This is a genomic window from Leucobacter sp. wl10 (assembly GCF_003569785.1).
Lineage (GTDB): Bacteria > Actinomycetota > Actinomycetes > Actinomycetales > Microbacteriaceae > Leucobacter.
Map to the genome: position 1 here is coordinate 1 of NZ_KZ984010.1, position 25163 is coordinate 25163.

At 66.5% G+C, this 25163-nt stretch carries 17 protein-coding genes, 2 tRNA genes and 1 pseudogene; 2 read left to right on the forward strand and 18 right to left on the reverse strand.

Annotated elements, in window-relative coordinates; genetic code table 11:
• Positions 1–504: 504 nt before the first annotated feature.
• From D1J51_RS15755 to D1J51_RS15795, 9 genes are all read right to left on the reverse strand, one after another.
• Positions 505–1707 (reverse strand): AAA family ATPase, encoded by a 1203-nt coding sequence (locus D1J51_RS15755; protein WP_119076845.1) that lies wholly within the window; start codon positions 1705–1707, stop codon positions 505–507.
• On the reverse strand, positions 1691–1945 hold the full coding sequence (locus D1J51_RS15760) for a helix-turn-helix domain-containing protein (RefSeq protein ID WP_119076847.1): 255 nt from the start codon (positions 1943–1945) through the stop codon (positions 1691–1693). Before D1J51_RS15760 ends, D1J51_RS15755 begins: the two co-directional genes overlap by 17 nt.
• Positions 1946–1947: 2 nt before the next feature.
• Entirely contained in the window at positions 1948–5061 is a 3114-nt protein-coding gene (locus D1J51_RS15765) for a type I restriction endonuclease subunit R (protein WP_119076849.1), read from the reverse strand.
• Positions 5058–6275, reverse strand: a complete 1218-nt coding sequence (locus D1J51_RS15770) for a restriction endonuclease subunit S (RefSeq protein ID WP_205547975.1) — start codon at positions 6273–6275, stop codon at positions 5058–5060. The genes D1J51_RS15765 and D1J51_RS15770 overlap by 4 nt, the downstream gene beginning before the upstream one ends.
• Positions 6272–8218 (reverse strand): type I restriction-modification system subunit M, encoded by a 1947-nt coding sequence (locus D1J51_RS15775; protein ID WP_119076851.1) that lies wholly within the window; start codon positions 8216–8218, stop codon positions 6272–6274. Before D1J51_RS15775 ends, D1J51_RS15770 begins: the two co-directional genes overlap by 4 nt.
• 177 nt (positions 8219–8395) lie before the next feature.
• The gene (locus tag D1J51_RS15780; RefSeq protein ID WP_119076913.1) at positions 8396–9289 is read right to left on the reverse strand and encodes a pPIWI-associating nuclease domain-containing protein; all 894 of its coding nucleotides are present in this window, start codon (positions 9287–9289) and stop codon (positions 8396–8398) included.
• A gap of 142 nt (positions 9290–9431) precedes the next feature.
• Positions 9432–12908 (reverse strand): MobF family relaxase, encoded by a 3477-nt coding sequence (mobF, locus tag D1J51_RS15785; RefSeq protein ID WP_240423358.1) that lies wholly within the window; start codon positions 12906–12908, stop codon positions 9432–9434.
• Between the two features lie 234 nt (positions 12909–13142).
• Positions 13143–13610: a GNAT family N-acetyltransferase gene (locus D1J51_RS15790; protein WP_240423360.1), complete on the reverse strand. Its 468-nt coding sequence runs from the start codon at positions 13608–13610 to the stop codon at positions 13143–13145.
• 33 nt (positions 13611–13643) lie between these two features.
• Positions 13644–14342, reverse strand: a complete 699-nt coding sequence (locus D1J51_RS15795) for a hypothetical protein (protein ID WP_119076854.1) — start codon at positions 14340–14342, stop codon at positions 13644–13646.
• Between the two features lie 220 nt (positions 14343–14562).
• Here D1J51_RS15795 and D1J51_RS18055 point away from each other — a divergent pair, with 220 nt between their 5' ends.
• Both D1J51_RS18055 and D1J51_RS18500 read left to right on the forward strand, forming a co-directional pair.
• Entirely contained in the window at positions 14563–14736 is a 174-nt protein-coding gene (locus D1J51_RS18055; protein ID WP_162903891.1) for a hypothetical protein, read from the forward strand.
• A pseudogene (locus D1J51_RS18500) lies at positions 14733–15788 on the forward strand (recombinase family protein); the annotation flags it as partial. The gene D1J51_RS18055 and the pseudogene D1J51_RS18500, both read left to right, overlap by 4 nt.
• Here the strand turns inward: D1J51_RS18500 and D1J51_RS18505 are convergent.
• From D1J51_RS18505 to recF, 9 genes are all read right to left on the reverse strand, one after another.
• A complete protein-coding gene (locus D1J51_RS18505) occupies positions 15708–16259 on the reverse strand; it encodes a hypothetical protein (RefSeq protein WP_240423362.1) in 552 nt (183 codons plus the stop codon). The pseudogene D1J51_RS18500 and the gene D1J51_RS18505 overlap by 81 nt on opposite strands.
• A gap of 136 nt (positions 16260–16395) precedes the next feature.
• A tRNA-Ala gene (locus tag D1J51_RS15805) sits at positions 16396–16468 on the reverse strand.
• A gap of 116 nt (positions 16469–16584) precedes the next feature.
• Complete coding sequence (locus D1J51_RS15810) at positions 16585–17871, reverse strand: DUF418 domain-containing protein (protein ID WP_240423364.1); 1287 nt, start codon at positions 17869–17871, stop codon at positions 16585–16587.
• 206 nt (positions 17872–18077) lie between these two features.
• Positions 18078–18154, reverse strand: a tRNA-Ile gene (locus tag D1J51_RS15815).
• A gap of 95 nt (positions 18155–18249) precedes the next feature.
• Positions 18250–18657 carry a DUF3566 domain-containing protein gene (locus D1J51_RS15820; RefSeq protein WP_119076857.1) on the reverse strand — a complete coding sequence of 136 codons (408 nt, stop codon included), beginning with the start codon at positions 18655–18657 and terminating at the stop codon, positions 18250–18252.
• The gene (gyrA, locus tag D1J51_RS15825) at positions 18650–21214 is read right to left on the reverse strand and encodes a DNA gyrase subunit A (protein WP_119076859.1); all 2565 of its coding nucleotides are present in this window, start codon (positions 21212–21214) and stop codon (positions 18650–18652) included. Before gyrA ends, D1J51_RS15820 begins: the two co-directional genes overlap by 8 nt.
• The gene (gene gyrB, locus D1J51_RS15830; RefSeq protein ID WP_119076861.1) at positions 21204–23201 is read right to left on the reverse strand and encodes a DNA topoisomerase (ATP-hydrolyzing) subunit B; all 1998 of its coding nucleotides are present in this window, start codon (positions 23199–23201) and stop codon (positions 21204–21206) included. The genes gyrA and gyrB overlap by 11 nt, the downstream gene beginning before the upstream one ends.
• 308 nt (positions 23202–23509) lie before the next feature.
• Entirely contained in the window at positions 23510–24046 is a 537-nt protein-coding gene (locus tag D1J51_RS15835) for a DciA family protein (protein WP_371414097.1), read from the reverse strand.
• Complete coding sequence (gene recF, locus D1J51_RS15840) at positions 23995–25161, reverse strand: DNA replication/repair protein RecF (protein WP_119076865.1); 1167 nt, start codon at positions 25159–25161, stop codon at positions 23995–23997. Before recF ends, D1J51_RS15835 begins: the two co-directional genes overlap by 52 nt.
• Positions 25162–25163 lie beyond the last annotated feature (2 nt).

Sequence of the window (25163 nt, forward strand, 5' to 3'; positions counted from 1 at the left end):
GAACCCTCACACACCGTTATTCAGACAGTCCCACGCATGTCGCGAGTTCTAGTACGCCTTCAATGGTGGAAGCAATGGAACGTTGCGGGAACAGACGACCACGGGTTGAGAGGCTGGTTTCCGCATGGAATCAAGGCACTTGCGGGGATGCCGAACTCGCCGGGGAGCCGGATGACCCGCTGATCGGCGCGTCGGCGGAACCAAAGAAACGACCTCGAACACGGCTCACGGACGAGGAAGTGGACGCTATGCGAACAGCGCGTGCGCAAGGGATCGGCGTGAACACATTGGCTCGGCGGTTCGGAGTTCACCGGGGCACGGTGTGGGTGAAAACGCGTCCAGCGTGAGGCGCTGCGCTACGGCTCATCGAGCGCGCCGTATTCTCCGGACGCCGCAGTCGGTCGCCTCAGTTTGCCTCTCGATGGGCATTGGTCGGAGGTGGTGCGATCGTGTGCGTACACGCGAGCGACACTGCCCATATTGCCCCCCAACATCGCGCGTCGATCACGGGTTCGATGTCGTCGCGGCCGAGGGGCTCAGCGCCTTCGTCGCGTCCTTGACAAGATCCGGAAGATCGGCCGTGTTGATGTCGCCCGCGTGCTTGGCCGCATCTCGGTGAGAGAACCGGGACAGGACGTTCTTAACAAGGACCGCGTCTCCGACCTGCACGCGCGCGCTGAGTCGGACCTCCTCATCCGAGTTGGCATAGAACGGGGCCAACGCCTTCAGCGACAGTGCAACGTCCTCGGCAGTATCAGCCTCGCGGAAGTGCCTACCGGACTCGCGGAGGAGAAGGGCACCGAACGCGCCGATCACGACGGCCACCGAAGCCCGCATGATGCCGCCACCGACGGAGATATCGAAGTTTTCGGCGATCGCCTCGCTCACAATGAAGTACCCGATGGCCCCCGCGAAGACGAACGCGGCCAAGGCGCCCACCCGAATCCATTGGGCGGCCCGGCGCTCGCGCTTTGCACGTCCGTACCAGTCAGCTGCACTCAAGTCCCCGGCAGCATGCTCCGCGAGAGCCTCACCGGCCTTTGTCACCGCCGCGAGAGTGGCGACGCTCTCCAGCGCCTGCGCATCATGCTGCGAGTCGGTAGCCTTTCGCTCCTCACGCCATTTCGACAACGCCTCGTCCCACGCTGCTCGCATTTCGGCTTCGGCCGACTCGCTCACCTGCCTGATTGCCTCTTGTTGAGCCTGAATCTCCGCACGAAGGCGCTCGACCTCAGTCGAGGCGGCATCGAGCTTCGTCTGCCGGTCCTGGAGCAACTTCTCTGTTTCCTTAACGCGTGACTCGAGCTCGTCCAGGCGCTCAGTGCGCGCCTGGACCTCCTGATCGAGCAGCGTGATGTACGCGGCCTTCAAATCCTTCGGAGGAGGGAGTGGCAGCGCCCTCAACGCCTGCTCAAGCAGCTGGTATGGCTGGCCGCCGTGCCGTCGGTTGGCGACGAACTGCTTGAACTGCGCCGTATCGACGGGTAACTGGTTCAGAGCGTTACTGAGCTCGTCCAGCGCGCCGAGGTAGAGGGCCGGCTGGCGGGCCACCTTCGTCTTCAGCGCCTCATCGAGCCACTCGATAATGTCCGTCCGGGCTTGCTCCGAGGCCGCGTCATCGAACCGAGCGGCGTTCAGTGACTCCCGCTTAAGCCGCAGCGTCTCCCAGACGGCGTGCTTCGTATACCGCTCATAACCCGTCGCCATCGACCGACTCCTTCCTATCCGATGGTTGCGCGTAGGAGCGCTTCAGTTCGAGCTTTAGGCCGAGGGCCTGAGCGACCTTCGCGATGGTCCCAGTCGTCACGTCCTTGTTCGCCTCGACGCGCGCGATGGTCGGGCGCGACAACCCGGATTTCTCCCCGAGCTCGACCTGCGACCAGCCCTGCTTCTTCCGGGCCTCGCGGATGATGTCGCCGAAGCCGTGCTGTTCCGCCTCACCCATGCTCATTCCCCTTCCGGGTCAGGGCCTGCGTCTGCGTCGGGTCGGTGCTGAGCATGGAGCGCATCCGCCGCGATGTCGGCGATCTGCCCGATGAACGCGGGATCAGTCATGTACGACTGGATCTCCTTCGACTCGTTCACCGTCTTGAGGACCGCGAGCCCGACGGCACCGCTGAAGCCCTCGGACGCCTTGAGCTGGGCGACGGTGTTGTTCTTCGCCATCGCCACGGCCTCCTCGTTGGCGTCGAGGAAACCCCAGAAGGTCGTGATGAAGCCCGAGACGCTCTCGGGGCTGACATCGACGCCCTTGGCCTTGAACATCTCGTTGACCTTGTCGATGGCCTCGTCGAGCGGGCCGCGCTTCGGCGCGGCGCTGCCGCCGTACTCGCCGTCGAAGATGGGGAGCCGGATACCGTCGCCGCTGCCTTCGCTAATCGAGTGGTCCTCCTCGATCGCCGACGGGACGAGCTTGACGCCGGAGAGCTGCACGCCCTCGAGGAAGCTGTCGTCGCGCTCATCGCCATCGGAGTGGAGGTTCCGGCCGAGCAGCGTCGCGAGGATTGCGCGACGGTGCAGCTCAGGGTCCTGGTAGTCGACGATCTGGCTGAGGAACTGCCAGGCGTTGCGGTAGCCGAGCACGTCGGCGCGGAAGGCCTCGAGCTCCTCCTTCCGCTTCTTGTCCTTCGATAGCACGGCCTGACGCCACTGGCCGTTCCAACGGTTCTTGATCGGAGACAGCGCCTTCGCGATCACCTCGCCACCGAGAACCGAGAGGAACGCATCGGCGACAGCGTCCATCTCCTCGTGCGTGTAGAGCCCGGACGTGTCGAGGCGCTCTCCCACCGTGATCAGCGCGTTCGGGTCGACGTCGCCGTCGACGTGCGCATCGGAGTAGTACAGCTTGAAGTCGGCCTGGACGCTCGCCGGGGTGTTGCGGAAGTCGACAACCATCGGCGCGGTCTTGCCCGGGTAGATGCGATTGAGCCGCGAGAGTGTCTGCACCGTGGCGACGCCGGAAAGCTTCTTGTCGACGTACATAGCCATCAGCCGGGGCTCGTCGAAGCCGGTCTGGAACTTGTTGGCGACGATGAGGACCCGGTAGACGCCCTCCTCGCGGAATGCCCTACCGACGTCGCTCACGCCGTTCACGGATACCTCGGTGACGCTCTCACCGTACTCGTCGGTGAGCGAGCCGGAGAACGCCGCGAGGGTGCGCAGGTCGTAGCCCTTCTCGGCGATGTAGGCGTCCATCTTCCGCGACCAGCTGAGGGCCTCCATCCGCGAGCTCGTCACGACCATGGCGCGGGCCTGCCCGCCGAGCAGCGGCTGCACGTTCCTCTGGAAGTGCTCGACGACGACCCGCACTTTCTGCGCGATAGCGGTCGGGTGGAGCCTCGCGTAGCGGACGATGCTCGAGACCGCCTCGCCGGTGTTGACCTGGATCTCGCTCTCGGACTCCTCGCCCTCCAGGGTGTTCTTCACCCGCAGGAACATGTCGTAGGTCGAGTAGTTTGTGAGGACGTCGAGGATGAAACCCTCCTCGATCGCCTGCGCCATCGTGTACGTGTCGAAGGCCTCCCAGCGGTCTCCGACCTGGGTGCCGAACAGGCGCAGGGTCTTCCCCTTCGGCGTCGCGGTCAGGGCGACGAAGGTGATATTGGCCGATGCCGCGATGGCCGAGTCCTTGGCGGCGAGGAGGTCATCGGCGCTGATCTCCTCATCGGGATCGACCTCGACGTCCACGAGCAGCTCCTTGAGCTGCTTGGCCGCGGAGCCCGACTGCGACGAGTGGGCCTCGTCGGCGACGACGGCCCAGCGCCGGCCTCGCAGCTCCTCGGTGTCCTCGATGAGCTTCATGACTTCGGGGAAGGTCTGCAGGGTGCAGGTGATGATGTGGTCGCCCTCGACGAGCGCCTTCTTCAGCTGCGGGGACTTCGCGCCAGACTTCTCGCCCACGGCCACGACGAGGCCCTTGCTCGACTGCACCAGGTTCATGTCGTCGCGAATGTTCTCGTCCAGGACCGTGCGGTCGGTGACGACGATGACCGAGTCGAACGTCGACTTCGAGTCGGCGCTCATGTGCCGGATCAGGCGGTGGCTGAGCCACGCGATCGTCTTGGTCTTGCCGGAGCCGGCGGAGTGCCAGACCAGGTAGCGCTTGCCGGGGCCGTTCACCTCGATGTCGGCGACGACGCGCTCGACCGCCCGCAGCTGGTGGAAGCGCGGAAAGACGAGTCGTCCGTCGTCCTTCTTCCCGGACTTGCCCGGTTCGAAGAGCGCGAAGTCCTTGAGGATGCGCATGAAGGTCGGGCGGGCGAGGATCTCGCGCCAGAGGTAGTTCGTCGACGAACCGGTCGCCGACGGCGGGTTGCCCTCGTGGCCGTCGTCGCCCTGGTTGAAGGGCAGGAAGACCGTGTCCCCGCCCTCCAGCTTGGTCGTCATGTAGACGAGGTCGTTGGAGACCGCGAAGTGGACCAGCGCGCGGCCGGGAGCGAGAAGCGGTCGACTCCTGCCGGGCTTGCGGTCCTCCTTGTACTGGCGGATCGCGTGGTTGACCGTCTGCGTGTTGTCGGTCTTGAGCTCGAGGGTGACGATCGGCAAGCCGTTGGCGAGGAGCACGACGTCGATGCTCTCGTTCGTCTTCGCGTCGAAGCGCACCTGGCGCAGGACACGCAGCCGGACCGAATCCGCCGCCTCCACAACCTCGGTCAGATTCGGATTGGCCGGAGGGAAGGCCATCATCGGTCCGAACTTCGCCGTGGGACGGCCGATCTGAGCGTAGGAGAAGCCCTTGCGCAGCACGCCGAGCAGGCCGCCGACCGGGTGCCCGGTCGTCGGGTCCATCCGCGTCGCCTTGGCAAGCTCCTTTGTGATGTGCTCGAGGAGCTTCCGCTCGGCCTCTGATTTTGACTCGCCGACCAGGTCGCCGGGGACTGCCTTCTCGTATTCGTCCGGGTACTGCGCGGCCAGCCAGTGCAGCGCGTCGGCAGGCACGATCGCGAGTCCGACCTCCCAGCCGGTTGGCTTCCCGTCGTCCTCGTACAGCCAACCGCGCTCGGCGAGTTCTGCGCAGAGGTTCTCCTCGAACTCGAGCTCCATCAGCTGCGCATGGCTCATGCGACTTCCTTCCGTCCGGTCACGACATCGAGGAGGAACGTAGATGAGCGCTCCACGAGCAGTTCGCGAAGGCTGGCGATCTTCGCCAGCATCCCGTCGATGCGACCGGTGACCTCATCCAGATCGTCCGCGATGCGCTTCTGCTCGTCCATGGGAGGCAGGGGCAACGGCATCATGTCGAGCGCGATCTTCGTGACGCGCTGGGCGTTCGGACGGACCCCTGTGCCGATCGCCCCGAAATAGTCGACGTATCGGGGGCTGCGGAGCAGGTGGTGCACGTAGCGCGGGTGGAACCGCGGCGAGATCCAGAACGCCTTGTAGTCGGGGCTGATGTAGCCGGTGAGCGATGACACCCCGAGGCCCCCGTGGTTGAGCCACATCATGTTGGCGGCGAGCTGGTCAGGCCTCACGACCCGGTACTTCGCCACGTCCAGCGACGCCTGCTGTCCGTCCGTCCGCGTGTTCACCTCGACGCCTCGGTACTCCGAGATTGAGAGGAGCGGACCCGGCGGGTCGTCGCCGTTCCGCTCGGTACTCTCGGTGAAGTCGTAGCCGAACTTCGTGCGGTCCCAGTGCTCGGGCGTCCCGAACAGCGGGGACTGCGCGTCCTCGCCTCGACGGGAGTCGTCTTCGGAGAGGCCGAACAGCGCAGCAGTGTCGATCGCTCGCGCTCGCAGCGCGTCGGTCAGCTGATCGAGCTTCGCGACCATGGCATCGACCTCGTCGAGCAGGGCAGCGAGGCGACTCTGGACGTCCAGCGGCGGAAGAGGGACCCGGATCCGCGACATCCGAGTGAAGTTCGTCGACCACAGGTCGTCGACGATGCCGGTGCCCCAGCGGAAGAATTCGTCCTGAAACGCGATGCTGCGGAACAGGTGGTGGCCGTATTCCGGGAGCAGGAGGTCTGGCCTCGGAGTCATGACGGAGTAGACGACCGAGACACTCCCGTCCTGCCGCGCCAGACCGGACGCTCCACGCCTGTCGGATCTAGAGTTGATGACGAGGTCGCCGGCCCGGACGAGCTTCCGATCGCCTTCGGTCTGGGACTTGGCGACGCCGGCAAGCTGGGGCGTCACGCCCAGCTTCCCGACCGACAGCGGCGGATAGTCGGTCTCACCGACCTTCTCGTTCCGCTCGACGACGACGGACCCGACCGGAGCCATGACGAAGGCGGGACTCTCGAGCAGCGACTGGTGGACCGCCTGATCGGTCACTGATCGCTCACCAGCTTGAACATGTCGGCGAGCTCGCCCATGAGTCCCTGAACCTCGGAGTCGATTTCCTCGAGCGGCCGCGGTGCCCGCGGCGTGTAGAAGATCCTCGTGAACGGGATCTCGTTGCCGTGCTTCGCCTTGCTCTCGTCCCACTGGGCGTCAAGAGAGAATGGCACGACCTCGCGCGCCATGTGCTCGGCCAGGTCCTCGCTGAGCGGCACGCGCTCCGTCATCTTCCACCCGCTCGAGGTGACCGCGGTGCCCTTCCGGTCGACTGCGGGCGGTGCTGAGTCGTCGGGCACCGCCAGCGCCTTCATCACGGCGTCTACCAGGCCGAGCGGAGCCTTTAGCCCAGCCGCCTTTGCCGCCTGCGGGAAGGCCTTGGCCAGCCCGTTCCAGCTCGTGCCGTCGAGCGATTTGAGCACGGCCACGTGGCCTTCCGTGAAGTCCTTTCGCTCACGCAGGGTCTCTACGACCTCGTCGCTGAATCGCGCGGCCAGGCGGGCCTGCTTGTAGACGGGGATGTCCCGGAATCTGAAGTCGTCCGGCGTCATCACGCGGGAGATCTCCGGGTCCGCGTGGTCGAAGGCCTTGTACGCCTCGAGCACCGGATCCCGGTCCGTCGTGCTCATCTCCCGGCGCTTCTCGCCCATGGGCCTGCGCAACAGAGTCCACTGGTCCGATCCGTCGAGCAACTGGATCTTGCCCACGCGTTCCGGGTCCTTGTTCGTGTCGAGGATCCAGACATAGGTCGGGATGCCGGTCCCGTAGAACATGCTGGGTGGCAGGGCGATGATCGCGTCGATGAGGTCCTCGTCGAGGAGCCACTCGCGGATGGCCGTCGGCCCTTTGTCCCCGTTGAAGAGCGGAGCCGCATTCGAGACGACGGCTGCGCGACCGCCCTGGCCGTTCTTGCCGGCCGGGCTGAGCTTCGACGCGCAGTGGGCCAGAAACAGCATCTGCCCGTCGCTGATGCTCGGGAGGCCGTGGCTGAACCGTGAGCCGGGCGTCTTCGCTTGCTCCCGCACGGACTTCTCCTCGACCTCCCAGTCGATACCGAAGGGCGGGTTCGAGAGCACGTAGTCGAATGTCTGCCCCTCGTAGAGGTCCTCGACGAGCGTGTTGCCCTGCTTGATCGCGTCGGGGCGGCCGCCCTGGATGAGCAGGTCCGCCTTGCCCAGGGCGAACGCGGACGGCATGAGCTCCTGGCCGTAGAGCGTGACGTCGATCGTCTCGTTCATGCGCCGCAGCGCATCCTGCGCGATCAGCAGCATGCCGCCGGAGCCGGCCGTCGGGTCGTAGATCGAGCGCGCCGTGCTCTCCCCGGCGAGGGTGTCGTCGTCGTTCGCGATCAGGACGTCGACCATGAGCTTGATGGCGTCGCGCGGGGTGTAGAAGTTGCCCGCGGCCTTGCCCTTCTTATTGAAGGCCCGGTACATGACGTCCTCGAAGACGTCACCCATGCCGGTGTTGCTGAGGCTGGCGGGGCTAAGGTCGAGCGTGGAGAAGTGCTTGACGACGGCGTGCAGCCGGTTCGCGTCGGTGAGCACTTTCGTGCGCCGCTTGAAGTCGAACGAGACCCAGATGTCGGCGATGTTGTTCGAGAAGCCATCGATGTAGCTCTTGAGAGACTTGTCCACGTTGTCGTCGACGGAGGCGATGGTCGCGAGGTCGAGCGGCGAGACATTGTAGAAGCCCAGGCCGAACCGGTCCTTTACTGCGATGTCGATGAGATGCTGGGGCATGCCGGCGAAGGCGTCGACGTACTTGATGACTTCGTCCTTACTATCTGCGAGCATGCACTCCAGGCGGCGCAAGACGGTGAACGGCAGGATGTAGTCGCCGTAGTCCTCCTCGTCGACGATGTTGCGCAGGTACTTGTCCGCCGTGTCCCAGACGATCTTCGCCGTGGTCTTCCTGGCTGCCTCTGCCGACTCGGCCATGCGTGCTCGCTCCTGCTCGTCGCGGTAGTCCCTTGTATCAAGTACTTTACAGGGATCGGTGTATCAGGAACGTGACATTCGGCTCGTGTCCGAGACGAACCGGTTGCTCCCGCGAAGATCCCGCTCCGCGCGGTCGGGGCGGCGGAGGCGGTCCTCCACGGCATCCGGGCCCGGGGATCAGGCAGCGCAAAAGGTGTGGATGAAGCCGATCGCCGACTCCACACGGACGCGGAGAGCGTTCAGCTGAGTGATCGTGAACCGTCCGGCGTGGCCGTGGGTGCCGTCGTTGAACTCGCGAAACAGCCCCAGGACGTTGTTCATGTCCTCCTCGACGAGGTCCTCGATGGGCCCTTCGTCGATGCCCTTGCGCCGCAAGAGGAACCTGACCTTGGCGCGTCGGGTCGGGACGCCCCTGCCTGTCCGGTCGCAGGCCGGCTCAGCCTCCGCGACGCGCGCGTCTGGTGCCGCGCCGTCGATCATCGCGATGAGCACCTCGCGGGCGCTGGTGCAGAAGTGGCGAGCGGCGTCAGGGTTTCGCGGGCTCAGGGAGAACAGTGCCCCGATCCATCGATCGACCAAGTCCTGCCCGAAGGTCGCGAGTTCGGCCTGCATGCTCGGGCCACGGAGCTCGTCCTCTGTCGGGTCGTCCTCGGGAGCGCCGTCGCCGTCCATCGCGTTGAGCAGATACGCGCTGTTCGCGGCCTCCTCGCTGCCGCGATCGACGAGCTCGCGGCCAGCCGGCGTAAGCGTCCGGCCTACCAGGCTCTCCTCGGTCGCCGTGTACGTGCGCACGAGTGTCTCGACCGATGCCCGGTAGGTGACGAAGGTCGTCGTCGCCGGACGTGACTTCAGGCGGTGGATCTCCTGCTCAAGCCGCCGGCGCTGATTCTTGACCCGGGAGTTGTGGGCACGCGCCTTGGCGTTGTACGCGCGCACCTCACGGTTGTAGTCGCTTGCGGCCTTCTTCACTGCTGCGTTGTGCCGCCGGGCCTCGCGGTTGTAGCTGTCGATCGCCTGCTTCTGCTGGCGCTGCGCCTTGTTCACCGCGGCCTTGAACTGCGCGGGCGTCATCTTCCGAACCATGCTTCGAGTATGCCGCTGGCCACCGACATCCCAGCGCGAGGAGCTCCTTCGCCCGGGGCACGCATGGCCCACCCGGCAGGACCTCTCGTCCCTCCCCTCGCATGTTTCAGCGGGCCTCGAACACAAGTAGTCACCGACCCAGGGCTGGCCTGTCGTGTTGTGAGGCGCTGTCGTGTACGGAAGTGCGGGAGGCGTGAACCTGTCGTTGGCGCTCTCTCCGTGCATGGTCAGATGCCTCTCGTTGCGCTTGCTCAGCGGCTCGGGCCTGTTCGATCCTCTCGACTGCCTCGGCGGGCGTGAGGGCGCGTAGTACCTCGATTTCGGTGCGGACCTGTTGCGCCGTGCGAGTTGCATCCTCAGCGTTGGTGCGGGGTCGGGCGGCGAGGTAGGCGGCCCGGTTGTTCACCACTGCGTCGGTGCCGAAGACGCGGACGTAGATGCGCAGACTCGGCCACAGGTCGGGTTCCAGCGCCTTGCGCACCGCTCTCGCGGTGGCCTCACGCTGCTCGGTCGCTTCGACCACGCGCGGGTCGGCGTCGATCCGGGGCCGGGTGACGCGCTTAATCCACGCAGCTTCGGTCTCGCTCCAGCGGGGCGGCTCGCCCCACGTTCTCGTCAGCCGTCGCTCCGCTTCGTGAGCGAGGGCCTGGGCGGTGTTTTGCTCGGTGGTGGCGCGGCGCTTGCCGAACCTGCCGACTGCGCGCAGGCGGTCGCGGGCGACCTGCTGTGCGGCGTCGGCGTCCTGCCATTCGGTCAGTGCCGCCCGCGCCTGCTCGGTGAGCGGGGCGGCGACCTCGGCGCGCACCCGCTCCAACCGCCGGGTCGCGGTGACAGCGGCTTGTGCTGCCTGGTCGCGTTCCTCGCGCTGCCGCGCATACAACTCCGTCAGCGCTTCGGCGGCCTGCCGCCACCGGGCGGCGCGCTGTTCGGCGTGCTCGGCCTGCTGGGTCAGTGCGGCTATCTCGGTGTTGACGAACTGCACGGGGCCGTCGTCGACCAGACCCCGCACCGCTTCTGTTGCCTGTTGGGTGGCGTCGGTGAGTCCTCGGTCGGCGCGGTCGCGCGCTACGGCGTCGATGAACTGCTGCCGGGCCTCGGCAATGTTCTCGGTGACGACGTGCAGCACGTTCTCGTCGGTGCCTCGGGTCATGCCCACGTAGACGGCTGCGCCGCTCATCGCATCGGTGAGGATCGTGTGCGAGGCCGGGGCGGTGACGCCCTGCACGCCGTAGGCGGTCGAGGCGTAGGCGAGGTGGGTGTGCTCGGTGACGTAGGCGGCAGGCAGGCGCACGGTGTGCTCGCGCTTCCGGTCACTGCCTGCTTCGGCTGCCCACAGTGTTCCGTCGTCGGCGACGTGTTGCACGACCCACAGTTGACGGTTCGCCACGCCCAGGCCGGTGTCGTTCTTCCGGGTCTGGATCAGGTCACCCCGCCCAATGGGGAGACCGTCGCTGCCGGTCGCGGTCGTTTGATCGTCCACGGCCCCGGCGTGCGTGCGTTCGTCGCGGATGCGCCCGTTCAGCCGGGTCGCCTCGTCGTTGCTGGCGACCGTCACCGCCTCCCCGTCGCTGTGGCGCCGGGCGATGTGCTCGTGCACGTGCTCGGTGTCGGCGTGCAGGCGGATCAGCCCGAGAGCTGCGAGTTGGTCGAAGATCGCGCCGGGGTCGTCGCGGTCGCGCAACCGCACAGTGAGGTCGGCATACTCGGGGTCGGTGAAGCGATGCACTTCTGCCATGTCGATGGTGCGGCCCCGAATCTGCGCGGCCATGTCCAGCACCCCGCCCCGGCCGACGGCGGGCAGTTGCGCCCGGTCGCCGACGAGCGCGAGCGTCGCGCGGGTCTCTGTGGCGACGGTGAGCAACGCGAGGGCGCTGTCCTGGTCGAGCATCCCCGCTTCGTCCACCACGATCCGCTCCCCAGCTTGGAGCCGTGCCGTCTCGGGCGGGCCGATATAGGTGCGGCCCGTTTCGGGGTCGGTGTCGCCGGGTGCGAGGCGCGTCCATACGCCGTCGGTGTTCCACCTGTAACCGTGGGCGTGGACGAGCGCGGCCACGGAGTCGGCGGGGATGCCGAGGGCGTGGTGGGCGACGGCGGCGGCCTTCTTCGTCGGCGCAACCACCCGCGTCGGTCGGCCCTCCTGCTGCGCGGCGGTGATAGCGGTAGCGAGCATGGTCGTCTTGCCGCTGCCTGCCGCGCCCTCCACGATCACCAGGGGGTCGGCGGAGGCGACCGCTGCGGCAGCCTCTGCCTGGCCTGCGTCGAGGCCGGCGGCCTGCGCCAGCTCGCGCACGTCCGGCAGGGCCGGCCCATCGGCTGGCACGCGCGCGGCGATCAGGTCGCGCAGCTCTGTCTCGGCTTGCATGACGCGCACGCTCGTCAGATGGGCGACGTGCTCGGGGCGTGGTGCGTCGGGTGGGAGGATCGTGAAGCAGTCCTCCAATGCCAGCCGCGTCGCAACTGTGATGAAGTCGCGCATCTCGGCAGGGGTCGCTTGCACGCCGTGCTCGGTCATGATCTGGGTCGCGTGCTCGGCCACCGTGTGCGCCGTCCACGCAGATGCGGCGGCCGCGCAACGGTCGAGCGTGCGGGATGCGACCTCCTGCACGCTCAGGTCGTCCAATCCCACCGACGCGCGAGTGTTGGGTCGGCGCAAGGTGTCGGGGTCGTATCCGGTCTCGCGCAGCTCTGCGATCCATTCGGCTTCCTCCCGCAAGGTGGTGGGCTTCTTCGCGGGGCGTTCATGCGCCCATGCCTCGGCTCGCAGGCGGGTGGCGACGACCGGCCCCATGCTCTCGCCGGGGTGCGCGGCATCCCATTCGGCTTCGAGGCGTTCGAGGTTGCGCCGCACTTGCTCTCCCCGCTTGGACATGACCGCGTTGTAGGGCTGCAACTCTGCGACTTCGCCGGTGGCGGGGTCGAGGGTCAGGCCGTGCCGGTCGAGCACGGCGGCAAGCTCGGGGCTGGCGGCGATCACGGCAGTTCCGAGTGCTCGGATTGTGCCTTGCTGCTTGAACAGGGCGGCAGTGAACAGGCCGCGCCACTTCCCGGCCGCGAAGACACGGGTGCCGATCTGCATGTGGATATGCCGGTGCGGATCACCCGCCCGCGACGTGCGGTGCGTGATGCCGACGACATGCATCTGCTCGATGGGTACGACCTCCTGCCGACCCAGTGGGCCGACGCGGGTCACGGAGTGCTGGGCGAGCCAGCGCCGAATCTCCGAGAGCGCGTCCTGCTGGGCGGCATCGAGGGCGTCGGAGACCTCCGGGTGCAAGGCGGCGGCGATCGACAGCGACTTGGGTGTGTTGATGACCATTTCCATGAACCGGGGCGAGCCCCGCCGATCCGACCCAGCCAGGCGGGGCTTGCCCATCGACTCACCCGTGAGCGGGTTCACCCAGTCCACCCACCCCGCATACGCGGCAGGGTCAAGCGCCAGCTCAGCGGTCACCGCGCCCGATCCGTCGATCGCCGCGAACTGCGCCACGGTGGCTTCCGCGCCGAGGTAGTAGTCGTCGGCGCGGGAGCGGTCGGACTCGACATAGCGCAGCGCATTGGCCCCGGTGCCCCGGAACGGGATCACACCGCCATGCATCTCGACCACCATCCTTCCGCCGCCTCGCCGATTAGCTAGCGTATCAGCAACTACGGCACTTAGGATACGTTCATTCAGAAGAACAGGGACAAGAAGCTCGGAGATGCCCAGAGCGGGTAGGCAGGCGGTGCGCGAGCGTGCGGGGCTTGGTGAGCGGGCGCGTTCGGGAGAGGCGGCGGCGCGCAGGAGCGGGGTCGAGTCGGTGGCGCTCGTGAAGCGTGCAGCGAGGGGGCAGTGATGGTGGCGTCAGAGTTCCAGGAGCAGGCAGCCCGGTGCGCCGTTCGGAACGGGTCGGAAGCCGTGCCGGGCGTAGAGGCGTGCGGCGGGGTTGCCGTCCTCGACCGAGAGGCTGATCGCGGTGACGCCGCGGGATCGGGCTACCTCGGTAACTCGATGCAGGAGCGATCCGCCGATGCCTTGGCATCGGCGCTCGGCGCTGACCCAGATGCTTAGCTCTGGGATGGTGTCTGCGATGAACCCGTAGCCGGGGTCTTCTGCGGTGAAGTAGCGCAGCCAGACCACTGCAACGGCCACACTCTCGGTGTCCTCGGCGACGAGGCCGAAGTCCTCGCCGCTCGGCCAGCCGTCGTAGTAGTGGCGAAACTGCGGGGTGTCCTCGACCTCACGCATGGTGAAGCGCCGGCCGTTCCAGTTCAGGTTGTCGAGCGTCGCCCGCGCGAGCAGCCGACGGTCTGTCGCTGTCGTTTCCCTCACGGAGTCAAGGGTCATGGTCTGCGTCTCGTCTGGCTATCCGGCGCGGCCTCGGCGTCCGGGTGGGAGGAGCCCCTTGCGGCGGGCGCGGGCGACCCAGCCCTGCGCGGTCGAGAGGGGCACGCGGCTGATTTCGGCCATGCGCGCGGTCGGGTTCGGCTCCCCGTCGTCCACAAGCCGGGTGTGCTGGAGCGCGACGACCTCGTAGAAGTCCGGGGTGCGCTTCGGATTCCCCAGCGGCTTCATCACGTCCGCAGAGCGCAGCATGCGACCAGAAGGCAGCGTCAACCTGCCATCCTCGAACCGGGTCGCTCCGGTGACGGCGAACTGGCGGCGGTTGATCGCCGCCTCGATCCGCGACGTCGGGAGGTTGCGCAACATCGGGCTCGCCACAGGGTCGCCCGCCCACTCGGGCAGGTACACGATCCCGGTGATCCGTACCTCGCCCTTGGGTTCCTCATCGAGTAGGTATTGGCGTTGCAGGCGCAGCAGGACGCGGGTGTTCGACTCGACATGCTGGATCAAGAACCAGCGCCCGGAGTCGTTGTTGTTGTGGCTGGAGTTCAGCCGCCGATCCAGCCCCGGCGCGGGATCGACCCATTGCTCGTACCTGAGCGCCGCGTCAATCTCGGAGCTGTCGTGTTCGGGGTCGATGGGCGAGGCGTCGGGCATCTGCCAGCCCGCCGGCAAGTCTGCAGCCACCAGCAGCGGCACACTCTCCAACTCCTCGACCATGCCACCCAGCCTACATGACCTCACGCAATGGCCGCTACGCCATATCTGTGGTAACGTGGTACTGGCGTATCTGCCACAGCGTGAGATAGAGATGAGTAGCCCGGCCCGATCCACCAATAACGAGCGACCGCGACACGCGGCGCGAGGCCGAGGTGCGCTCGGCACGGGGAGCGATCCGGGGCGGCTGCGTCTCCGGGTTATGCGGCGGGAGGAGCCGGACATGTCGAAGTTGGTGGAGTGGGTGCTGAGCATCACCCAGGCCCGCTATGACGCGCACCGCGCCGGAGAACCCGATCCCTACGACCTCCCGGCGCCTGACGAACTCGGCCCGGTGTCAGACGAACGAGGCAGAGTAGAAGCAGAGCAACCGCCCCAACGAAGGAGCACCGCATGACCATCACCGCTCCCACCGACACCCGCGCCAAGTCGGGCCTCGCCGACGACAGGATAGACGACCGGCCCGTGCTGCTGGCGGTGTCCTACCTGCGTGTTTCCACGCGGGAGCAGGCCGAGCGCGGCGGCACCGAGGAAGGGTTCTCGATCCCCGCGCAACGCGAGGCCAACGGACGGAAGGCCGACGAGCTGGGTGCGCGGATCGTGCGCGAGTTCGTAGACGCCGGGGAGTCCGCACGGTCGGCCGACCGTGACGGGTTGCAGGACATGCTGGCGTTTATCGCCGCAACACGGGTGCAGTTCTGCATCGTTCACAAGCTCGACCGGCTCGCCCGCAACCGCGCTGACGACGTGAAGATTCACGAAGCCCTCATCAGCGCCGGGGTCACCCTCGTCTCTGCCACCGAGTCCATTGACCAGACCCCTTCGGGGATGCTCGTTCACGGCATCATGTCCTCAATTGCGGAGTTCTACAGCCGGAACCTCGCCACTGAGGTCACCAAGGGCCTGTCGCAGAAGGTCGCGCAGGGCGGCACGCCGATGCGCGCGCCCATCGGTTACCTGAACGTGCGCCGCACCGATGAGAACGGCCGCGAGGTCAGGACGGTGGAAGTCGATGCCGAACGTGCCCCGCTCATCACATGGGCGTTCGAGCAATACGCGAAAGGCGAGACCTCCGTGACCGGGCTACTGCGCGACCTCACCGCGCGCGGGCTGGTGACGGTGCCGACGCCGAAGCGCCCATCCAAGCCGCTGGGGAAGAACACGCTCTACAAGCTACTCACCAACCCGTATTACGCGGGCGTGATCCGCTACAAGGGCGGACTGCACCCCGGCTCACACGAACCCATCGTGGAACCGGCCTTGTTCGACACCGTGCAATCACTGCTCCGGGCGAGGACGGCGAAGATGACGCGGCATGTCCAGCACGCCCACCACCTGAAAGGGCTGCTGCACTGCGGCACCTGCGGGTCACGGATGCTGCTCGACTTCGCCACCAACCCCAAAGGCGTCACCTACGCCTACTTCGTCTGCTCCGGCCGCGCCGCGAAGAAAACCGACTGCACCCGGCGGGCGGTGCCGGTCGCGGTCGCCGAACGCCTCGTCGCGGACTCCTACGCCTCCATCACGATCAGCGACCAGACCTACCGCGACCTCGCCGCGAAGGTCGATGCCGCGTTCGACAAGCGCATGGCAGGCCGCGACCAAGAGATAGCCGACCTCATGGCCAACCGCGCCAAGCTCGAAGCGGAGAGTGACAAGCTGCTGGCCGCGCACTTCGCCGACGCCATCGACCTCCCCACCCTGAAACGGCACCAAGACCGCATCCGGGCGGGCCTCGCCGACGTGAACCAGAAGCTCGCCGAGCAGGACGAGCACCAGACCGGCGGGCGGGCGTTCCTGCACGACTCGCTGCGGCTGCTCACCGACGCGCACCACGCCTACGCCCGATCCGGCGACACCGACCGGCGGCTGGCGAACCAAGCGTTCTACGCCCGGCTCGACATCACCGACGACGAACAACTCCGCCTACGCCTCGCAGAACCGTTCGCCACCATCATCCGCGAAGCACACGAACACAGCGACGACGGAGGCGAGGAACCCTTACGGGAACACTCAACATCTACACATGTCGCGTGTTCCCGTAAGACACTTTGGGTGGATCCTGGGAGAATCGAACTCCCGACATCCTGCTTGCAAAGCAGGCGCTCTACCAACTGAGCTAAGGACCCGAGGGAAGACCCGTTCGGTTCTCCGCTCAGGGGCTCCCGAGTGCGAGGCCGGAAACCACCTCGGACCACTATAGCGGCGCGATTTCCGACGCGCAAAAGCCGGTCACTCTCGACCGCTACCTCCCCGGCACTTCCTCGCTCACTCTTCCGGGATTCGACGGAACGGTATCGAGCCGCGCATAGGTGAGCCGGCGCAGCAGCACCTCCGCGGGACCCCGGGCATCGCGGCGCTCGAGAATCACGGCGACCACCAGCGACAGCAGCCACGCGGCGACCGCGATCCCGAACGCCGCCGCCGTATTGATCCGGGCGCCGAGCCCGAAGCCCCAGGCCGCCAGGAGCGGAGCGAAGACGACCGATTGCATCAGATAGCTGCTGAGCGAACGCTTGCCCACTGCAGCCACCGCCCGCGTCACCGCACCCGGCCGCTCCTTCAAACGCATGCCGATGACCCCGAAGAGCGCCGCGTACCCGATGCCGCCCGCGACTCCCCCGAGCTGGCCGAACAGCGATATCACCCACGCCATCGCCTCGAGCGCCGGGAGCATCCCCAGATAGATCAGCGCCGTGGGCGACGCGAAGACCACGCCGGTCAGGATCCCCCATACCGCGACGGACTGGAGCCTGAACCGGCGGGTCTCGACCTCGAGCCACCGGTGTCTTCCCGCGATCCAACCCAGCAGCACGCATGCGGGAACCAGCAGCGAGAGCACGGTAGTGGGGGCCCCGACGACCCACACGCCGAGGCGCACCAGCATCGCCCATCCGTATGCGGCGATCCCGTTGAGCATGTCGGCGGTTCCGAACCCGTCGCCCAGGAGCATCTCCTGCGTCCCTCCCGGCCACAGCGCGGCGAGCAGCAGCGAGAATCCCAGAGCCATGACCGCGCCGAGGGCGAAGAGTCCGAGCAGCGTCCAGACCGCGATCTTGAGCACGCCATCGGATCGCCAGAACAGGGCCGCCGTCACCGCCAGCCCGGTCAGTCCATAAGCGCCGAGAATGTCACCGGCGAACAGGAGCGCGGCGTGAACCAGGCCGAACACGATCAACCACAGGTGCCGTCTCAGCAGCATGCCGCTCACCGTCCGCTGCGCAACGCCTCGCGCCTCGCGCGACCTCGCGAACTGGACCATACCGTAGCCGAACAGGAACGCGAACATCGGGTAGACGCGCGCATCGACGAAGAGGATCGTGAGCCCCGAGAGCACCCGATCGAGCACGCCGCCGTCAACGGGATGGTTCGTGTAGATCGGAGTGTCGTGCCCCCACAGGTAGACGGACACGTTGGCGATCGCGATCAGCAGCAGCATCCATCCGCGCGCCAGATCCGGGGCGAGTGCTCGCCGACCCGAGGTTGCCGCCCTCCGGTTCATCTCCGTCGTACCAGCCTCCCCCATGCCCATGCCCACCAGTCTTGCGCACGGCCCCCGCGAGAGACAAGGGCGGGTGCATGGCGACTCGCCTGTTCAGAGCGACGAATGCAAGCTCCGGGGTCGGCGGGGCTCTTCGGGTGAACAGCGGTGGAATCGCGACTCGAACTCGAGTCCGATGCTGAACCCGGGCCGATCAACTCTATTCTCGGAGGAGAGCCGTCGACCCGTGCGGATTGTGGTGGGGCTACCAGGACTTGAACCTGGGACCTCTTCATTATCAGTGAAGCGCTCTAACCGCCTGAGCTATAGCCCCTTGACCAAGCAACCACTGTATCCGATCCGAAGCGAAAACCGAAATCGGGTTCGCGTATCGGGCGCGTTGTCTCGTCGTGCCCCGAGGCGTGCAGCCTAGTTGCTCGTAAAGCCGAGCTGGAACCCTCCGAGCACGCGCACGAGCAGGTTGTACACGAGCGATCCGACCGCTCCCAGCGCGGTACCCACGATCGTGTTGAGAATCCCCACGACCACGGCAAAGCCGAGCACCTGCGGGAAACCGATGATCCTCATGAGGCTGTTCTCCTCACCCACGATGTCCATGAAGAGGGCGTCCAGGTCACCGAGCACACCGGTCTGCATGAGCACCGTGTAGATGAGCACCGTCGACACGACGCCCACGATCGCGAGGCAGAGGGCCACGAGGAACGAGAACTTCACGGCCGACCAGAAGTCGACGTAGACCAGCTTCAGGCGCACCTGCTTCGAAGGCGCCTTCTTCCGAGTCTTCTTAGCCAGCTTGTCGGCGACAGTGTTACTCATTCACGTCTTCCTTGTTCTCTGCGTTATCGGCGCCCTGGGCCTCGGACTCTTCGTCATCGAGCCCGCGTTCCGAATTTCGCGCGATGCCAATGATACGGTCCCCCTCTGGGAATCGTGCAAACACGACACCCATGGTGTTGCGCCCCTTGGCGGGCACCTCCGCCACGCTCGATCGCACCACTTTACCGCCCGCCAGCACCACGAGCACCTCGTCGCCCTCCTCGACGATGAGCGCACCGACCAGGTCGCCGCGATTCTCGTCGAGCTTTGCGACCTTGATGCCGTAGCCGCCGCGGTTCTGCACCCGGTACTCATCGACGGCCGTCCGTTTGGCGTAGCCGCCCTCGGTCACCACGAAGACGAAGCCCTCCTCGCCGTGGATGCGAGAGGCGGAGAGCAGGGAGTCCCCATCGCGGAAGTTCATGCCGCGCACACCGCTGGTGGAGCGCCCCATGGGCCGAAGCGCCTGATCAGAGGCGGTGAATCGCACCGACATGCCGTGTCGCGACACGACCAGCACGTCGTCGCTCGCCTCGGCGATGAGAGCCGATACGAGCTCATCTCCCTCGCGAAGCTTGATGGCGATGATGCCGCCCGTGCGATTCGTGTCGTACTCCTCGAGCGCCGTCTTCTTCACGAGGCCGTCCCGCGTAGCGAGCACCAAGTAGCCGGCGGCGAAGTCGCGGACATCGAGGATCTGCGTCACGGCCTCGTCGGGGGCGAGCGCCAGCAGGTTCGCGAGATGCTGGCCCTTCGAGTCGCGTCCGCCCTCCGGCACCTCGTAGGTCTTCGCGCGGTAGACGCGTCCGGTGTTGGTGAAGAACATCAGCCAGTGGTGCGTCGTCGTGACGAAGAAGTGCTCCACGATGTCGTCGGCGCGCAGCTGGGCGCCTCTGACGCCCTTGCCGCCGCGGTGCTGCGAACGGTAATTGTCGATGCGGGTGCGCTTGACGTAGCCGCCGCGGGTGACCGTGACGACCATCTCCTCCTCGGGGATCAGGTCTTCCATCGACATGTCGCCGTCGAAGCCGTGCAGGATGTTCGTGCGCCGTTCGTCGCCGTACTTGTCGACGATCTCGCCGAGCTCTTCGATGACGATGCCTCGCTGCTCGGTCGGCGAGGCGAGGATCCCCTGGTACTCCTTGATCTGCGCCTCGAGCTTCGCGGCAAGATCGAGAATCTTCTGCCGTTCGAGAGCGGCGAGGCGGCGCAACTGCAGACCGAGGATCGCGTCGGCCTGGATCTGATCCACCGAGAGAAGCTCCATGAGCCCCTCGCGCGCCTCTTCGACGGTCGGCGAGCGGCGGATCAGCGCGATGACGTCGTCGAGCGCGTCGAGCGCCTTGAGGTAGCCGCGCTGAATGTGGGCCTCGGCCTCGGCCTTGCGCAGACGGAACTCGGTGCGCCGCACGATGACGTCGATCTGGTGCTTCGCCCACAGGCTGATGAAGCCGTCGAGCGACAGGGTGCGGGGCACGCCGTCGACGATCGCGAGCATGTTCGCGCCGAAGCTCTCCTGCAGCTGCGTGTGCTTGTAGAGGTTGTTGAGCACGACCTTCGCGATCGCGTCCCGCTTGAGCACGATGACGAGGCGCTGGCCCGTGCGGCCGCTGGTCTCGTCGCGGATGTCGGCGATGCCCTGGACCCGATTGTCCTTGACGAGGTCCGCTATCTTGACCGCGAGGTTGTCGGGATTGACCTGGTAAGGCAGCTCGGTGACGACGAGGCAGGTGCGCCCGTGGATCTCCTCGACGTTCACCACGGCTCGCATCGTGATCGAGCCGCGACCCGTGCGGTAGGCGTCCCGGATGCCGCGCGTACCGAGAATCTGGGCTCCGGTCGGGAAATCGGGGCCCTTCACGCGCTCCATGAGGGCTTCGAGCAGCTCCTCACGGCCCGCCTCCGGGTGCTCGAGGTGCCAAATGGCGCCCTCGGCGACCTCGCGCAGATTGTGCGGCGGAATGTTCGTCGCCATGCCCACGGCGATACCGACCGAGCCGTTGACGAGCAGGTTCGGGAACCGGCTCGTGACCACGGCCGGTTCCTGGGTCCGCCCGTCATAGTTGTCGTGGAAGTCGACGGTGTCCTCGTCGATGTCCCGCACCATCTCGAGCGCGAGCGGCGCCATCTTCGTCTCGGTGTACCGCGGCGCCGCGGCGCCGTCGTTGCCGGGCGAGCCGAAGTTGCCCTGCCCCAGGGCGAGGGGGTATCGCATGGCCCACGGCTGCACCAGGCGCACGAGAGCGTCGTAGATGGCCGAGTCGCCGTGCGGGTGGTAGTTGCCCATGACGTCGCCGACGACTCGCGCGCACTTCGAGAACGCCCGGTCGGGGCGGTAGCCGCCGTCGAACATCGTGTACAGGACGCGGCGGTGCACGGGCTTCAGTCCGTCGCGCACGTCGGGCAGCGCGCGACCGACGATGACGCTCATCGCGTAATCGAGGTACGAGTTCTGCATCTCGAGCTGCAGATCGACCTGCTCGATCCTGCCGTGCACAGCCTGGTCCGCGTCGCGCTCGACGCCCTCGGTCTCCGGGGTCTGATTCTCAGATGTCAAGGAATCGCACGTCCTTCGCGTTCTGCTGGATAAAACTGCGTCGCGCCTCCACGTCCTCGCCCATGAGCGTGGCGAAGATCTCGTCCACCATGGCCGCGTCCTCCATGGTCACCTGCTTGAGGCTGCGGGTCTCGGGGTTCATCGTGGTCTCCCACAGTTCCTCGTAGTTCATCTCGCCGAGACCCTTGTAGCGCTGGATCCCGTTGTCCTTGGGGATCCGGCGCCCGGCCTCGGCGCCGGCCTCGAGCTTCCTGTCGCGCTCGTCGTCGCTGAACACGTACTCGTCCTCGGCGTTCGACCACTTGATGCGGTAGAGGGGGGGCTGCGCGAGATAGACGTATCCGAGGTCGATGAGCGGACGCATGTAGCGGAACAGGAGCGTGAGCAGCAGCGTCGTGATGTGCTGACCGTCGACGTCGGCATCCGCCATGAGCACGATCTTGTGGTAGCGCGCCTTCTCGGGGTCGAACTCCTCACCGATGCCCGCGCCGAAGGCCGTGATCATGGCCTGGACCTCGGCGTTGCCGAGCGCACGATCGAGGCGCGCCTTCTCCACGTTCAGGATCTTGCCGCGCAGGGGCAGGATCGCCTGCGTCTCGGGGTTGCGTCCCTGCACCGCGGAACCACCCGCGGAGTCGCCCTCCACGATGAAGATCTCGGAGATCGAGGGGTCTTTCGACGAGCAGTCCTTGAGCTTGCCCGGCATGCCGCCGGACTCGAGCAGTCCCTTGCGGCGCGCGGTCTCGCGCGCCTTGCGCGCCGCGAGACGCGCGGTGGCAGCCTGGATGGCCTTGCGGATGACGTCCTTCGCCGACGAGGGGTTGCGCTCGAACCAATCGCCGAGCTGATCACCGACCACCTTCTGCACGAAAGCCTTCGCCTCGGTGTTGCCGAGCTTCGTCTTGGTCTGGCCCTCGAACTGGGGCTCCCCCAGTTTCACCGAGATCACCGCGGTGAGCCCCTCGCGCACGTCGTCTCCCGAGAGGTTCTCATCCTTCTCTCGGAGGATGTTCTTCTCGCGCGCGTAGCGATTCACGAGCGTCGTGAGCGCTGCGCGAAACCCCTCCTCGTGCGTGCCGCCCTCGTGGGTGTTGATCGTGTTCGCGAAGGTGTGCACGCTCTCCGAGTAGGCCGTGGTCCACTGCATCGCGATCTCCACCGCGATCTTGCGCTCGGCGTCCTCCGATTCGAACGAGATGATCTCCTCGTTCACGACCTCGGCGCGCTTGGCCGAGTTGATGTGATGGACGTAGTCCTCGAGCCCCTTCTCGTACAGGAATTCGTCGTGCGGCGCGGGCGGCGCGACGAGCTCCCCCTCCTCATTCGCCACCGGCTCCTGAGGGCGCAGATCGGTAAGCCGGATCTTGAGGCCCTTGTTCAAGAAGGCGTACTGCTGGAAGCGGGTGCGCAGTGTCTGGTAGTCGAAATCGACGGTCTCGAAGATCTCGGCGCTCGGCCAGAACGTGATGGTGGTGCCGGTGGCGTCGGTCGGCTCTCCCTGCACCAGCGGTGCATCCGGCACGCTGCCGGTGAATGACATGTTCCACGTGAAACCTTGACGCTTCACCTCGACCTCGAAACGCGTCGAGAGGGCGTTGACCACCGAGGATCCCACGCCGTGCAGGCCTCCGGATACCGCGTAGCCCCCTCCGCCGAACTTGCCGCCCGCGTGCAGAACCGTGAGCACGACCTCGACCGTCGACTTGCTCGGGTCGCTCGAGTGCGGATCGACGGGGATCCCGCGCCCGTTGTCGACGACCCGGATCCCGCCGTTCTCGAGAATCGTCACGTCGATCGTGTCGCAGTGTCCGGCAAGCGCCTCGTCGACCGAGTTGTCGACGATCTCGTACACGAGATGGTGCAGCCCTCGCGGACCGGTGGAGCCGATGTACATCCCAGGACGTTTGCGTACCGCCTCGAGGCCCTCGAGCACCTGAATCGCACCGGCGCCGTAGTCTTCTGCGGCCGCAGCCTGTTCTGAACTCATTCCTTGAATAATCCTTTTCTGGGCCTCTCAGAGCGTTTTCGCACGCCGGACACCTCCGCAGACCAGCCTATCAACGTTGAGGCGCGGAATGCCCCATTGCGGGCCTACCGCACCGTTGTTTCAGTCGGGATCGAACCCCCGGAACCGGTGAACAGTCGAAACACCGCGTCACCCTCGGTAGCGGCGAACCCGATCCCGCCCCCAGCAGGCAAACAGATCGCGGAGAATCTGACGGAGCGATGCCTCTCGCCTACCCTCCTCTCCCAGCGCGCACCGACTCATCTCGAGAAGAATTCCGTCACCCCGCACTATCCGTATGTGTCCCGGGGTCCCCTCCCCCGCACAGTGCGCGGGCCGTGTCGCCAACTCGGCGCCCCCGGTGCGAGGAAGCGAAGATCCCGTACCTCCGCGTCGGGGTAGTCGCGCAGCAGCCTGGTGAGCATCTCGGCCCGGAGCCGGCGCAACTCGGTGGCCCAGGTCGTCGAGTCGCACTGCACCTGCAGCACTCCGTTACTGATGCCGACCACGGTCGTATGCTCGGCCGTCGCGTCGCCCGCGAACTCCGCCCACTCGGCGATCAGGCGCGCTTGCTCCAGTTCGAGGCTCCACCCCATGTCGCTCGCCATCGAATTGAGCACCTCGCCGAGGGCCCGTGGGTCTCTACCGCCCCCGAACGGCCGGCCCCCCGGAACGTCCGAGGCGACGCGCTTGCGCCTGCGAACGGCGGATCCCCGCCAGACCGCCTTCGCCCGCAGATAAGCCTCGGAGGCGAACCCCGGCTCCCCGCTCGGCATCAGTCGCCCCTCGAAATCACAGCACCGGCCTCGATGAGCACTCGCCGCCATGCGACGCCATCGGGCACATCTTCCTCGACGGCGGCCGTCACGATCACCTGTTCGAAATCGCTGACGGCGGCCATCAAGCTATCCCTCCGGCGAGAATCCAGCTCGGCGAAGACATCGTCGAGCACGATCACAGGATCTCCAGCCGGCGACTCATCCCGGAGAATGGCCGCCAGAGCCATCTTCAAGGCCAGAGCGAACGACCAGGACTCCCCGTGGCTGGCGTAGCCCTTGACGGGGAGACCGTTGAGCGTGAGCAGGAGGTCATCCCGGTGGGGACCGACCAACGTCACCCCTCGCTCCAGCTCGCGCGATCGAACGGCGGCCAGAGCCTCGCGAAACTGCGCGATCAACGTTTCACGTGAAACGTCCGCGAGTTCCTCCGCGCTCTGCGTTTCACGTGAAACATCGGCGCGTGAGAGAGCCGCGGTCACCGACTCGCTCAAGAAGATCCCCGGACCGTGATCCTGCGAGACCAATCGACGGTACCCCTCGCGCAACGGTCCGCCCAGATCCCGGACGAGTTCGCGCCGAGCGAGCATGATCTGCGTCCCGTACTCGACCAGCTGCTCGTCCCAAATACTCAGCGTCGCGTCTACCGCCGCGGATCCGCCCCGCGCAGATTTCAGCAGCGACGTGCGCTGGCGCACCACTCGCTCATAGTCCGAGAGAGCCCCCGCAGCGACTGGATGCCTCACGACGAGGGCGTCATCGAGAAAGCGCCGGCGCCCCGATGGTTCTCCACGGACGATTCCGAGATCCTCCGGAACGAAAGCCACCGATGCGAACCATCTCGTGACCTCCCGAGGTCGCACGGGGTTGCGATTCACCTGCGCACGATTCGGTCGTTCCCTGTTCAACTGCAACTCGAGCATCACGTCCCGTTCCGCGGCCGCGACTCTCATCCGCATGATCGCGGCCTCGGCGCCGGCGCGGATCATCGGCGAATCGCTCGTCACCCGATGCGAACGAAGGGTCGCGAAGTAGCCGATCGCCTCGACGAGGTTCGTCTTGCCCTGGCCGTTGCGACCGATGAACAGGTTCGGGCCCGACGCCAGATCCAGCTCCGCCGTGCGGTAGTTGCGGAAATCGACGAGCGAGAGATGCGCGACCCGCATCG